This window comes from Negativicoccus succinicivorans, from assembly GCF_018373335.1.
Lineage (GTDB): Bacteria > Bacillota > Negativicutes > Veillonellales > Negativicoccaceae > Negativicoccus > Negativicoccus succinicivorans_A.
The window spans coordinates 1-13,346 of record NZ_JAHAHH010000035.1 but is presented as its reverse complement, the minus strand read 5'-3'; the positions used below and the strand labels follow the sequence as shown (position 1 = coordinate 13,346).

The 13,346-nt window shown below is 53.8% G+C and carries 15 protein-coding genes; 13 read left to right on the top strand and 2 right to left on the bottom strand.

From position 1 onward, the window contains the following. Nucleotides 1-632: TVP38/TMEM64 family protein (locus KH813_RS03845; RefSeq protein ID WP_303993458.1), on the top strand; the 632-nt coding region annotated here is incomplete at its 5' end. 49 nt (nt 633-681) lie between these two features. On the opposite strand, the gene KH813_RS03840 is transcribed toward KH813_RS03845, so the two are convergent. After that, nucleotides 682-1,665, bottom strand: coding sequence for a diaminopimelate dehydrogenase (locus KH813_RS03840; RefSeq protein WP_303993455.1), 984 nt, complete (start codon nt 1,663-1,665; stop codon nt 682-684). Nucleotides 1,666-1,818: 153 nt separating this feature from the next. Here KH813_RS03840 and KH813_RS03835 point away from each other — a divergent pair, with 153 nt between their 5' ends. Next, nucleotides 1,819-3,480 carry an ATP-dependent endonuclease gene (locus KH813_RS03835; protein WP_303993451.1) on the top strand — a complete coding sequence of 554 codons (1,662 nt, stop codon included), beginning with the start codon at nt 1,819-1,821 and terminating at the stop codon, nt 3,478-3,480. A gap of 44 nt (nt 3,481-3,524) precedes the next feature. Here the strand turns inward: KH813_RS03835 and KH813_RS03830 are convergent, their stop codons facing one another. Beyond that, a complete protein-coding gene (locus KH813_RS03830) occupies nt 3,525-4,418 on the bottom strand; it encodes a fumarylacetoacetate hydrolase family protein (protein WP_303993449.1) in 894 nt (297 codons plus the stop codon). 122 nt (nt 4,419-4,540) lie between these two features. Here KH813_RS03830 and KH813_RS03825 point away from each other — a divergent pair, with 122 nt between their 5' ends. The 11 genes from KH813_RS03825 to KH813_RS06870 form a co-directional block, all read left to right on the top strand. Then, a complete protein-coding gene (locus KH813_RS03825; protein WP_303993446.1) occupies nt 4,541-6,241 on the top strand; it encodes a glutamine--tRNA ligase/YqeY domain fusion protein in 1,701 nt (566 codons plus the stop codon). Nucleotides 6,242-6,254: 13 nt separating this feature from the next. Further along, nucleotides 6,255-7,019, top strand: coding sequence for a hypothetical protein (locus tag KH813_RS03820; protein WP_303993443.1), 765 nt, complete (start codon nt 6,255-6,257; stop codon nt 7,017-7,019). Nucleotides 7,020-7,102: 83 nt separating this feature from the next. Then, nucleotides 7,103-7,531: a flavodoxin gene (locus tag KH813_RS03815; protein ID WP_303993440.1), complete on the top strand. Its 429-nt coding sequence runs from the start codon at nt 7,103-7,105 to the stop codon at nt 7,529-7,531. 47 nt (nt 7,532-7,578) lie between these two features. Beyond that, on the top strand, nt 7,579-8,004 hold the full coding sequence (locus KH813_RS03810; protein WP_303993439.1) for a flavodoxin domain-containing protein: 426 nt from the start codon (nt 7,579-7,581) through the stop codon (nt 8,002-8,004). A gap of 171 nt (nt 8,005-8,175) precedes the next feature. Next, nucleotides 8,176-8,364, top strand: a complete 189-nt coding sequence (locus KH813_RS03805; protein ID WP_303993438.1) for a 2-hydroxymuconate tautomerase — start codon at nt 8,176-8,178, stop codon at nt 8,362-8,364. A gap of 17 nt (nt 8,365-8,381) precedes the next feature. After that, a complete protein-coding gene (guaB, locus tag KH813_RS03800) occupies nt 8,382-9,839 on the top strand; it encodes an IMP dehydrogenase (protein WP_303993437.1) in 1,458 nt (485 codons plus the stop codon). Nucleotides 9,840-9,849: 10 nt separating this feature from the next. Then, on the top strand, nt 9,850-10,590 hold the full coding sequence (locus KH813_RS03795; protein WP_303993435.1) for a WecB/TagA/CpsF family glycosyltransferase: 741 nt from the start codon (nt 9,850-9,852) through the stop codon (nt 10,588-10,590). Then, nucleotides 10,590-11,234, top strand: coding sequence for a phosphatidylserine decarboxylase family protein (locus KH813_RS03790; RefSeq protein ID WP_303993460.1), 645 nt, complete (start codon nt 10,590-10,592; stop codon nt 11,232-11,234). The genes KH813_RS03795 and KH813_RS03790 overlap by 1 nt, the downstream gene beginning before the upstream one ends. Beyond that, the gene (gene pssA, locus KH813_RS03785; protein ID WP_303993433.1) at nt 11,227-11,919 is read left to right on the top strand and encodes a CDP-diacylglycerol--serine O-phosphatidyltransferase; all 693 of its coding nucleotides are present in this window, start codon (nt 11,227-11,229) and stop codon (nt 11,917-11,919) included. Before KH813_RS03790 ends, pssA begins: the two co-directional genes overlap by 8 nt. 1 nt (nt 11,920) lies before the next feature. Beyond that, the gene (locus KH813_RS03780; RefSeq protein ID WP_303993432.1) at nt 11,921-13,183 is read left to right on the top strand and encodes a glycosyltransferase family 2 protein; all 1,263 of its coding nucleotides are present in this window, start codon (nt 11,921-11,923) and stop codon (nt 13,181-13,183) included. Further along, nucleotides 13,183-13,346 (top strand): 5'/3'-nucleotidase SurE (locus KH813_RS06870; RefSeq protein ID WP_369694434.1); only part of this gene is annotated, 164 nt, incomplete at its 3' end. The genes KH813_RS03780 and KH813_RS06870, both read left to right, overlap by 1 nt.

The window sequence follows — 13,346 nt, the reverse complement described above, 5'->3', positions numbered from 1 at the left end:
GCACGATCTGGCACCTTTCCATGGTCGGCGATTTTCACGGCACCGTCGAATACTTGCGCGGCTTCGGCGTATGGGCGATGGCCGTCAGCTTCTTTATCGACGTCATCATCAATATCGTCGGCTTTTTGCCTTCCATTTTCCTGTCGGCCGCCAACGGACTCGTGTTCGGCATTTGGCTCGGTATTCTGATTTCCTGGGCTGGTGAAACGGTGGGCGTGCTGATTTCGTTTTGGCTGATGCGCACGATCTTCCGCGACATGGCGAAACGCGTCATCGAGCATAATAAAATGCTCACCAAGCTGGACTCGTACTCGACCATGTGGGCGATGTTGATCGCTCGCGCCGTGCCGTACTCACCGAACGGACTGGTGACGGCGCTCGGCGCGCTTTCCCGCATCAGCTATCGCGATTACCTGATCGGCACGGCTTTGGGCAAATTGCCATCTGTGGCGATTGAAGTCGTCGTCGGACACGATGTCGTTCTCGCCTCGGAAAATCAGACGCGCCTCATGGTGATGATCGCCGGCATCACGATCGTCTACGGCGGTCTGTGGTGGTGGAAACGCAAAAAAGATCAGCGCGACGCCGCGCGCCAAGCGCAAGAAGGCGAGCGGGACGAAGCGGAAAAATAAACGCAAATAAAAAAGAGAACCGAGAGGTTCTCTTTTTTTTATTTACGTATTACAGCAGATGGCGAATTTCTTCCGGAGTTTTCGCGAGCAGGTAGGCCGGCGGCACATCGAAGATGGTGATGCAACCGGTTTTGCCTTCCGCGGCCATGCGCATCAGCGCGCGCGTGTACGCGATGATGACGCTGGAGGTGAAGTTCGGATTGCTCGCCAGACGCAGGTTGTATTCCATGACTTGCGCTTCCTGCGGCTGCGTTTCACCGACGCGCAGAACGAAGCCGCCGTGCGGCATCGCGGCATGGTCACGATCGAGTTCTTCCTGCGAGATGAAATGAATTTCCGTTTCATAGCCTTCAAAATAATTTTTGAGGTGGCGGATTTCGTTTTCGACCCGCGCTTTGTCCGCGCCGTCTTCCAAAACGACGTAGCATTCGCGTAAATGCGATTCTTGCGCTGTGAAGTCGCTCATTTCACCGTTGCGTGCGCGTTCGAGGTATTCTTCCTTGGGAACGGTGTACTGTTTGGCGTCGGCGACGCCCGGAATGCGGCGGATCGCGTTGGAGTGACCTTGACTGATGCCGCGGCCCCAGAAGGTGTAATTTTTACCATGCGGCAAAGCGGCTTCGCCCAAAAGACGCATCAGCGAGAAGAGACCCGGATCCCAGCCCATCGAGATGAGCGCTACTTTGCCCGCCGCTTTGGCGACGCGATCCATGCCGGTGAAATGTTCTTCAATTTTGGCGTGCGTGTCAAAGCTGTCGATGACGTGGAAATAGCGACCGATTTCCAGCCCCTGTTCCATGAGATCGTTGGCGGAGCCGCCGCAGAGAATCATCACATCGATTTTATCTTGAAACGAGGGAATCTGATCCATCGTAAAGACCGGCGTGCCGCTTGCCGAAGTGATGCCCGAACGGCGGGAAAAAATGGCGACGAGCTCCATGTCGGCGGCGGCCTGCAACGCGATTTCCGTGCCGCGCGCGATGTTGCCGTAACCGACGATGCCGACGCGAGTAGTGGTTGTTGTCATAATCATTCAATCCTTTCCTATGAAAGCATGATGTACATGTAAATTTGTAGTTTTAATTATAACAAATTTTCAAAATGGAGGTGGTGTTTCTTTTCGGCATTTATGCATGCGGATGGGGAATACGCTATAATACAATTGACAGTTGGGGAGGTGACGGGCTTGCATATTGTCAGTATGGAAATTGAAAATTATCGTACTTTTCGTCACGTGCGGATGGTTTTTGACAGCACGCAAAATTATTTGGTCGGCTCGCATAATATCGGCAAAACCAATTTTTTGAAGATACTTGAAACTTTACACGAGAAAAAAGGTTTTGACGCGGACGATTTTCGCGATAAAAATAAACCGATTCGCGTGTTTATCGCTTTGCAGATGGAGCATCGGCGTCAGCTGGTGATCAACGGGAAAGCGCGTGACGACGCGGACGGAATGCTGCGGCTGGAGGTGTCGCAGGAACCCGGGGCGGAAACGTTCACCATGCGCAATCTCGAACATAATGATGTGCTTCCCGAAGACTGGAAGCAATCCGTGCGCTATCTGACGCATTTGCCGACGGGCATGCAGCGCAACGAACTCAGTGAAGAGGCGCGCGCCGATCTGCGTGATATATTAGGTCAATTCATCGCCGAAGAGGGCGAGCGTCTGCGTTCGATTCTGCACGATATGGCGAAGCATTCCGGCGCGGATGTCGCGGCGGTGGATCGTCTTTCCACTTCGCTGGATACCTGGGTGGATTATCTGACGGAGTCCGACGGTTCGGAACGCGACACGGACGATACGTTCCGCATGCTGATGCTGACGGGCTTTCAGATGTTGCGCGAATTGATGATGCTCAATGACGATCCGCGCGAACCGTTTCGGGATTATTTGATTGTCGATGACAAAGGCCGCAAGTACCTGCCGCTCATTATCGGCATCGACGAGCCGGAAATTCACCAGCATCCGTATCGCCAGCGCACGTTGATTGAGTTTTACCGCGGCATTTTGGCGAATGAAAGTCCGCTGATGTGTGAACTCTTTCAGCGTTTTCTCGGCATTGACGGTTTGGAAGGACAGCTGTTCATCGTCACCAACTCGACGGATTGTCTGATTGACGATTACCGCTATATTTTACGCTTGTACCGTGATAAGACGGGGGAAGTCCGCGCGGCCAACGGCGCGGAATTCAGCTTCGAGCCGGGGGTGGAAAAACACCTGATCATGCATTTCCCCGAAGTGAAAGAGGCGTTGTTCGCCCGCTCGGTGCTGATTGTGGAAGGCGAGACGGAGTACGGCGCGTTCTCGGGTTTCGCCAGAACGCTCGGTTACCATTTCGATTTTCTCGGTGTCTGTCTGGTTAACGCGCGCGGCGAAAGCTCGATTGTCAAGATCGCGCAGCTTTTCGAACGCTTTCATCTCGGCACGGTGTCGCTCTATGACAGGGACGTCAGGATGAAGACGCCGCGCGGTGAAAATATTTTCTTTACGGATGAAATTTGTCTGGAGCTGGATATCGTCGAGCATATCGCGCGGAAAAATAAATGGGACGTGTTGTACCAGGTCGTGCACGAATTGGCGGAAGGCGACGATTTCGTGTACAAGGACATGGTCAAACGCGCCGTGGGTAAATGGAAACCGGATCCCAAACGCATGTTCCAGTCGCGCAAACTGAAAAGCATCGGCGGACGCGATGAAGAGGGCCGACGGTTTTACTATTTCGCGTGGTTTTACAGCAATAAAGGGGTGTTGGTCGGTCGTTTGCTGGCGCAATACCTGAATGAAGATCTGATTCCGCCCGCGTTTCGATATCCGATCGAACGAGCGGCGGAGTTAGCCAAATAAAGGCAATAAAAAAAGCGGCGTGAGCCGCTTTTTTTCGTGGGAAATTATTGTACCGTATTTTGCAGCGTGCCGATCCCGTCAATGGTGACTTCGATCGTGTCGCCCGATTGCAAATAGCGCGGCGGCGTGAAGCCTTTGCCGACACCGGCGGGCGTGCCCGTTAAAAGAATATCGCCCGGGAGCAGGGTGACGATTTGCGAAAGATCGGCGATCAGTTGCGCGACGGAAAAGAGCATTTCATCGGTTGTCGCCGCTTGGCGCAATTCGCCGTTGACTTTCGTGATCAGGTGGAACGGCTCGTCCGGCGTGCCGACCAAAATCGCGGGGCCGAGCGGGCAGCTGCCGTCAAGACTTTTACCCAAGAACCATTGGCCGCGTTCGCTTTGCAGATCACGCGCGGTGACATCGCAGGCGATCGTGTAACCGAACACGTGATCCAACGCCTGCGCGCTGTCGACCTGTTGCGTCGTCTGACCGATGATGACGGCCAGTTCGCCTTCGTAATCCAGCGCTTTCGTTACGTCAGCATGACGCGGCAGAGGCGCTAAATGCGGCAACACGGTCGTCGTCGCTTTCGTGAAATACACGGGCGCCGACGGAAGCGGCGCGTCCTGTCCGGAAAATTCGCTGACATGAGCCGCGTAATTTTGGCCGACGCAAAACAGATTGCGGATCGGCAGGAGCGGCACGTCCCAAGTCACCTCATCAAAGGCGAGCGGCGTCAGCGCGAGCGCTTCATTTTCCTCCTTTTGCGTGAGCGCGCTTTGTAAAATTACGAGACCTTCGGGACCGTTCGCCACCAATTCGGCGACGGTCGCGGGGAGCGGTATGAATAATGCTTCTTCCAACTCGGCGGCGCGCAAGATGTGGGCGCCGTCAGCGGTCACGATGCCCCATTCGGGCAAACCGCGGTAGGAAAAGCTCACAATTCGTAACATAATATCATCCTTTCTGTACGCTGATTATACCACGGCGCAGATCGGCAAAGAGTGTGGTAAAATAAAAGATACATATAAGAACGAACAACGGCAGACGGAGTGTTTGTCGGCAGGAGGAGATTATGACGGAGACGAAGACGCCGGAAGTGGCCAGCAGCAATTTTATCGAAGCGGAAATCAATGCGGATATCGCGAACAATGTGTATACCGACAATCGGGTGCATACGCGTTTTCCGCCGGAACCGAACGGGTATTTGCATATCGGTCACGCGAAAAGCATTTGCTTGAATTTCGGTCTGGGAGAAAAATATCAGGGTAAAACCAACTTGCGCTTTGACGATACGAACCCGACCAAAGAAGATGTGGAGTACGTCGAATCGATCGAAGAAGACGTGCATTGGCTCGGTTTCCATTGGGACGGTGAAGTGCGTTTCGCTTCGGATTATTTCCCGCAAATGTACGAATACGCCGTGCAGCTGATCCGCGAGGGCAAAGCGTACGTGGACGATCTTTCGGGCGATGAAATCCGCGAGTACCGCGGCGATTTCAACACGCCGGGCAAGGAAAGTCCGTACCGTAACCGCCCAATCGAAGAAAACCTGCGTTTATTTGAGGAAATGAAAGAGGGCCGTTACGCCGACGGGGAAAAAGTATTGCGCGCCAAGATCGACATGGCGTCGCCGAACCTCGTGATGCGCGATCCCGTATTGTACCGGATTTTGCACGTGCCGCACCATCGCACCGGCGATACCTGGTGCATCTATCCGATGTACGACTTCGCGCATCCGCTCTCGGACGCGATCGAACGGATCACGCATTCGGTCTGCACGCTGGAATTTGAAGCGCATCGTCCGCTCTACAATTGGGTCTTGGAAAGCTGGCCGGATCCGGAGCATCCGCGGCAGATTGAATTCGCCCGACTGAATGTCACCACGATGATTACCAGCAAACGCAAACTGCGTCGGTTGGTGGAAGAACACATCGTCAGCGGCTGGGACGATCCGCGCATGCCGACGATTTCGGGAATCCGTCGCCGCGGCTACACGCCGGAAGCGTTGCGGGATTTCTGCGAGCGTATCGGGGTCGCGAAAAACGACAGCATGGTGGATATCAGCCTGCTCGAATTCTGCATTCGCGAAGATTTGAAAAATAAAGCGCCGCGCCTGATGACGGTGCTCGATCCGTTGAAAATTACGTTGGTCAACTATCCGGAAGGGCAAACCGAAGAACTGCCGATCGCCAATAACCAGGACGCGCCGGATATGGGCGAACGCATGGTTCCGTTTTCGCGTGAACTGTACATCGAACGGGCGGACTTTATGGAAGAACCGGTGAAAAAATTCTTCCGTCTGGCGCCGGGCCGTGAAGTGCGTTTGCGCAACGCCTACATTATTCGCTGTGAAGAAGTCGTTAAAGATGAAAACGGCGAAATTATTGAATTGAAGTGCACCTATGATCCGGATTCCAAGAGCGGCTCGCCCGGCAGCAACCGCAAGGTGAAAGGCGTCGTGCATTGGGTGGAAAGGCATACGGCGGTACCTGTCGAAGCCCGCTTGTATGATTATCTCTTCCCGGAAGACGATACTGATGACGGACGCGATTTCGTCGAGAAAGCCAATCCGGATTCGTTGGTTGTGAAACAGGCGGTCGCGGAGCCCGCGATTTTGGATTATCCCGTGGGAGAGCGTTTCCAATTCATGCGCCAGGGATATTTTGTCATTGATCCGGATACGACTAAAGAACATCTCGTCGTGAATCGCATTGTCGGTTTGCGCGACACTTGGGCGAAATTGCAAAAACAAAAAGAAAAGCAGGCCAAGTAAGAAGGGAGACGTCATGAAACAATTATGGATCGCCGCCGCGCTTGCCGCGCTCGTTTCGGGGTATACGGCGATGGCCGCGGACGCGGTCGTGCCGTCTTTGGGAAAATGGACGCTTCCCGAGGACACGACGCAGGTGGCGGGAGAAGTATCGGTGCGTGGGCCGCATGATACGACGAAAATCTCCGCTTTTTACAAGGACAAAGGCTTTAAAAACGGCGACTACTACCTGTTGGTACGACAGAATCGGGCCGCCTTCGCGTACGCGTCACTCGCCGTGATTCCGCAGGATCGCGCGGTGACGTCGCGGTATGATCGGACGCGTCCGGCTTACCGCGCCGGACAGAAAGAGCAAAGCGCGCGTTACCAAGTTCCCGAGCAAAGAGATCGCTTGGCGGATACGCGCAATTTGGTCGTGTATCGCCGCGACGCGAAACCGTCGGATCGAAACGCTTCCGACGCGCAACGGGATCGCTTGCAACGAAACTCCGTGACGCAACAAATGACGCTTGATGAAGCGGCGGCGTACTGGAACAGCGAAGTCATTCCCGCGATCCCCGACCGCGCGGAAACCGTCGAGTTCATGCCGACCAAAGGCAATCGGGTTTACACGGCGACATGGACGACGAGTCGCATGGAAAAAGGTATTTTGTACCGTGAAATCACCCATGCCGAACTTTTTAAGAAAAACGGTCAGGTGTACGCGGTCTTAATCAGCGCCGACGACCGTCAAAAAGAATGGCTTTCCCGATTGACGCAGGCGCTTAAAGCGTGGCATTGATTCCGATTGACAAGGACAAGCACTATCGTTATGATAGGCGTAGTAAAGAAGATAGATATACGGCATCTTAAAGGAGGCATATTATGGCTAATATAGCAATTGTGTATTGGACGGGATCCGGCAACACCGAAGCGATGGCGAATGCGATTGACGAAGGCGCCAAAGCGGCGGGCGCGGAAACGCAACTTTCTTTCGTGACCGACGTTACCGCGGACGATATTGCCGCATTTGATTACATTGCGCTCGGCTGCCCGGCCATGGGTTCGGAACAGCTCGAAGAATACGATTTTGAACCGTTTTATGAAGAACTCGCCGGACATCTCGCCGGCAAAAAAGTAGCGCTTTTCGGTTCGTACGCATGGAACGACGGTCAGTGGATGGACGACTGGGCCGGTCGTGTTGCCGAAACCGGCGCGGATATTGTCGCGGATCCGGTTAAAGCGTACGCGTATCCCGATGATGAGGCGCTCGAAGCCTGCCGCCAACTCGGCGCAGCGTTAGCCAACGCCTGATTCGAACGCCACGTTTACGTGGCGTTTTTCTATCTGAGGAGGAGCCTATGAAAGTAGCAGTTATTTATTGGACGAATACAGGTAACACGGAGCAGATGGCGGAAGAGATCGCGCTCGGCGTACGCGATGGCGGAGCCGATGCCGTTCTGACGACGTATGCGGACACCACGCCTGAAGAAGCATTGCAGGCCGATCGACTGATTTTAGGTTGCCCCGCCATGGGTATCGAAGAATTGGAAGACGGGGAAGTGGTGCCGTTCATGCAGGAACTGTATCCGCAGCTGGCCAGTAAACAGGTCGCCGTTTTCGGCTCGTGCGGCTGGTCGCACGGAGAATGGCTGACCAAGTGGGTGCAGGAACTCAGCGATGCCGGCGCGGAGATTGTGGCGCCGCCGCTGCACTGCCAAGGCACGCCGGATGATGATGGCTTGGCTTCTTGTCGCAAACTGGGACAAGACATCGCTGAAAAATAAAACTGAAAAAGTCGCCGACGGCGACTTTTTTAGATAGCCGATATCGCCAACGGATAAATATCGTAAAATTTGTCCGCGCGGTACGGGCAGAAAACGTGAGTAAAGTGCTCTCGGTATGCTATAATAGATAAAATATAGAAGAAAACAAATTAACGATACGGAGGAATCTTTATGCCTGTCATTCATGTGAGCTTGCTCGCCGGGCGCAAAACAGAACAAAAACGCGCCTTTGTGAAAAAAGTAACGGATGCGGCGGTCGCCGAATTGGGCTGTCCTGCGCAAGATGTTAAAATTGTTTTCCATACACTGACGAAAGAAGATCTCGCCGAGGGCGGCGTTTTACGCGCCGACCGCGACTGATGGAGAGGGAGCGTGCGATGATGGACGAAAAATTTCAAAAAGAAGGTCTGACATTTGACGACGTGCTACTGGTGCCGGGGGCATCGGATGTACTGCCGCGCGATGTCAAAGTGGACACCTGGTTGACCAAAGAAATTCATTTGAATATTCCGATTATGAGCGCGGGCATGGATACCGTCACCGAATCGGGCATGGCGATTGCGATGGCGCGTGAAGGCGGCATCGGCGTCATTCATAAGAACATGACGATTGATGAACAGGCGCGGGAAGTGGACAAAGTCAAACGTTCCGAACACGGCATCATTGTCGATCCGATTTACCTCGGACCGGACAACTTGCTGCAGGATGCGGAAGACCTGATGGCGCGCTACCGTATTTCGGGCGTGCCGGTTACCGTCGACGGTAAGCTCGTCGGTATTATCACGAACCGCGATATGCGCTTTGAAACCGACATGTCGAAAAAGATCGGCGAAGTGATGACGAAAGAAGGTCTGGTCACCGCGCCGGAAGGAACGTCATTGGAAGATGCGAAACGTCTGTTGTGGGAGCACCGCATTGAAAAATTACCGCTGGTAGACGGCGCGGGTAATCTGCGCGGCCTGATCACGATTAAAGATATTGAAAAAACGAAAAAATATCCGAACTCCGCGAAAGACGGCAACGGTCGCCTGCTGGCGGCGGCCGCTATCGGTGTCGGCAGCGACATGCTGGAACGCGCGGAAGCATTGGTGCGCGCCAATGTGGACGTGCTCATTGTCGATACGGCGCACGGACATTCCGCGGGCGTTATTCGCGCGGTTAAAAACTTGCGCGAAACATTCCCGAACATCAATCTGATCGCGGGCAACGTGGCGACCGGCGAAGCGACGGAAGCATTGATCGAGGCCGGCGCGGATGCGGTTAAAGTCGGTATCGGACCGGGTTCGATTTGCACGACTCGTGTCATCGCCGGTATCGGCGTACCGCAGATTACGGCGGTGTATGACTGCAGTCGGGTGGCGGCGCGTTACCATGTGCCGGTCATTGCCGACGGCGGCATTAAATACTCGGGCGACATGGCCAAAGCGTTAGCGGCCGGCGCCAGCGTCGTTATGCTCGGCAACCTTTTGGCAGGCACGCAGGAAAGCCCGGGCGAAATGGTGATTTACCAGGGCCGTTCGTACAAAGTGTACCGTGGCATGGGCTCGCTCGGCGCGATGAAAGCGGGCAGCAAAGATCGCTACTTCCAGGAAAACATGGACAAATTGGTGCCGGAAGGCATCGAAGGCCGCGTACCGTACAAAGGCACGGTGGCGGATTCGATTTACCAGATGATCGGCGGTCTGCGCGCCAGCATGGGTTACTGCGGCGCGAAGGATCTGGAAGCCATGCGTTCGGAAACCAAGTTTGTGCGCATTACCAATGCGGGTCTGATCGAAAGTCATCCGCATGATATAAATATCACCAAAGAAGCGCCGAACTACAGTATGAATTAAGGTGCCTTCCATGCAGTGGGAACGGCATTCGATTCTGGGCGTTGCCATTGACGCACTTACACTCGAAACCGCTGTCGCGCAGGTGGACACTTGGATCGCGCAAAAGGAAACGAAATTCATCGCCACCGCGAATGCGGAAATGGTCATGCGCGCGTATAAAGATCCCGCGTTCGGTCAGGTATTGGCCGCGGCGGATCTGGTGCTCGCGGACGGGGCGGGAATTGTTTGGGCGGGCGAACAGCTCCATAAGCATTTTCCGGCACGTGTAGCGGGGATTGACTTTATGACCGCGCTTGTGGAACGCGCGGCGCAAACGGGAAGCAAGATGTATTTCTTCGGCGGCGCGCCCGGCGTCGCCGCCGAAGCGGCGCAACGGCTGGAAAGCCGTTTCGGCACGCTGCCGATTGTCGGCGTGAGGGACGGCTATTTTGCCGCGTCGGAAAATGACGCGATTGCAGCGAGCATTCGGGAAAGCGGCGCGCAGCTTTTATTCGCGGGTCTCGGTGTTCCGAAGCAGGAGTATTGGCTGACGCGGATGCGGCCGCAATTGCCGGGCGTTGTATCGCTCGGTGTGGGCGGTTCTTTTGATGTGCTTTCCGGTCGATTAAAACGGGCGCCGCTTTTCTGGCAAAAAAATCGCTTGGAATGGTTGTATCGTTTGGCTCTTCAGCCGTCCCGGTTACGGCGGATGGGAGCGTTGCCGCAATTTATGTGGCAGGTGAAACGTTCCGCCAACCGAAGGAGGAAATAATATTGTCACAGATCACGATCGTGAAAGAAGGCTATCCCTTTATCGGGGGAGCTCTTTTCGTCGCGCTCCTGACAGGGTTGCTGATATCATGGCACTGGGCCTTGTTACCGTTTCTGTTTGCGCTTTTTTTCGCCTTCTTCTTTCGTTCGCCCCGGCGGAATGTGCCGCGGGATCCCGACGTGCTTGTGTCACCGGCGGACGGCACCGTGATGCGGGTCGAAGAAGTAGAGGAAGAGTTGTTTTTGGGTGCGCCCTGTTATAAAGTTACGATTTTTTTATCCGTATTTGATGTGCATGTCAATCGCAGTCCGATAACGGGTGATATTAAGTTTCGTCAATACACCTGCGGCGGTTTTCGCCCCGCGTTTCAAAAAAGTGTAGGTTATGAAAACGAACGCCACACGATCGGTCTTGAAAACGAACGAATTTCGATTGTCGTTACGCAGATTGCGGGTCTTTTAGCGCGCCGGATCGTATCCTGGAGAAAATTGGGTGACCGGCTGGGCAAAGGCGAGCTGTACGGAATGATCAAATTCGGTTCGTGCACGGAAGTGTTTATGCCGAAAAATGTGGCTGTCTGCGTAAAAAAAGGAGATCGTGTGCGCGGCGGGGAAACTGTTATCGGGAGAATAGTAGATGCGTAAAGAATGGATACCGAATCTTTTTACGGCTTTGAATATTGCCATGGGGACAGTGTCGTTGATGTTTACCGTGCAGGGGAATTTCAACGCGGCCGGCTGGGCGATTTTGCTCGCGGCGGTGGCGGACGGTTTGGACGGACGGGTAGCTCGTGCGTTCGGCGTGGCCGGAGATTTCGGTAAAGAGTTGGACTCATTATGTGATGTGGTATCGTTCGGCGTGGCGCCGGCCGTTTTGCTCTATACTTGGCAAATGTCGCTTATGCCGCTCGGTTTGGGAGCCGTTGCCGCCGTGCTTTTGGCCGTCTGCGGCGCGATGCGCTTAGCTCGTTTCAATATTAATACGGATGTGGTGCACGGCTTTTTCATGGGGATGCCGATCCCGACGACGGGATGTTTGGCCGCGACCTATGTGCTGTCGGATGCGCCGTTGCCGGTGTATCTTACCTGGGTGCTGACGCTGGTATTGGCATGGGTGATGGTCAGCGAAATGCATTACCCGGATTTCAAAGGTAAAGCCGCCGATCCGGTACAAAAAAAAGCGCTGGCGGCCGTGGTCGTCATCGGACTGCTCTTGCTGTTCGATGAACCGTCACGTTGGGCGTTTGTATTCTTTTTCATGTATTTCTTATTCGGCATTTTAAATACGATTTGGAATCGGTTGGATCGATCCGGCGGAAGGAGAGCGTAGAATGACCTATTACATGGATATCATTATGATACCCATCCAGATCATCGTGGCGCTGTTCACGGTGTACTACATGGTCTTGGCCATTTCGGGCATGTTTCGTAAAAAAGAAGCCAAGATCCTGACGCCGAAAAATCGTTTCGCCATTATCATCGCGGCGCATAATGAAGAGCAGGTATTGGGCGCGCTGATTGATAATCTTTTCATGCTGAAATATCCGCGTGAACTTTACGATGTTTATGTCGTCGCGGACAACTGCACCGACGGTACCGCGCAACTCGCTCGGGATCACGGCGCCATCGTCTATGAACGATTTAATACGGAAGAGGTCGGCAAGGGTTACGCGATGGACTGGCTGTTTCATAAGGTCTATGAGACGGAGATTGAATACGACGCTTTTTGCGTGTTCGACGCAGACAACCTCGTCCATCTGGATTTTCTGACGGAAATGAACAGTCGCCTGGAAAAAGGCGAGCAGGTCATTCAGGGCTATCTGAGCGCGAAAAACCCGTCGGACACATGGGTGTCCGCGACGTTCGCGATGGCGTTTTGGATCGTCAATCACCTGTGGCATCTGGGCAAGTACAATATCGGTCTTTCCACCGCGCTCGGCGGCACGGGCATGTGCATTTCGAGTCAGGTCCTGCGAACCTACGGTTGGGGTTGCAACTGCCTGACGGAAGATATGGAGTTTTCCATGAAAGTTCTGTACGAAGGCAATATTCGTACGACATGGGCGGACGACGCTATTGTTTACGATGAAAAGCCGCTTCGCTTCATGCAGTCATGGAACCAGCGCAAACGCTGGGCGCAGGGACACTTCGACTGTGCCGGACGGTACATTCCCAAATTGCTTAAACGCGGTTTTGCGACCGGTAATATTCGCATGCTTGACGGTATCTTACAATTGTCGCAGCCGCATTTTATGCTGCTTTCGACCTTCTATTTATTGATGACTTATGTAAACGCGTATGTTCCGTTCTTTACAAACGTACTGTATAATGATCGCGTTATGCCGGTGGAATTCTGGACGACAATCGGTACCTTGCAATTTATTTTGCCGATTATCGTATTGTGGCGAATCAGCGTGCCCAAAAAAGTTTGGCTGTACGTTCCCCTGTATCCGATTTTCATTTATTCCTGGGTGCCGATCACTTTCCTGGGATTCCTGAACCGACATAAAAAAGAATGGAGCCATACTCAACATACGCGGCAAATTTCGTTTGATGAAGTGCCGTTGCATCTGGACAGTAAAGGACCGAATTAATGCATATTTTCATGTCGAACGACGATGGTATCGAAGCGCGCGGCTTGCGCATGTTGGCGCGCGGCTTAGTGGATCTCGGTGAAATCACGCTGATCGCTCCGCATCAGGAGTGCAGTTCGAGCTCATCGGCGCTGACTTTGCGGGAGCGTTTGTATCTCAAGGA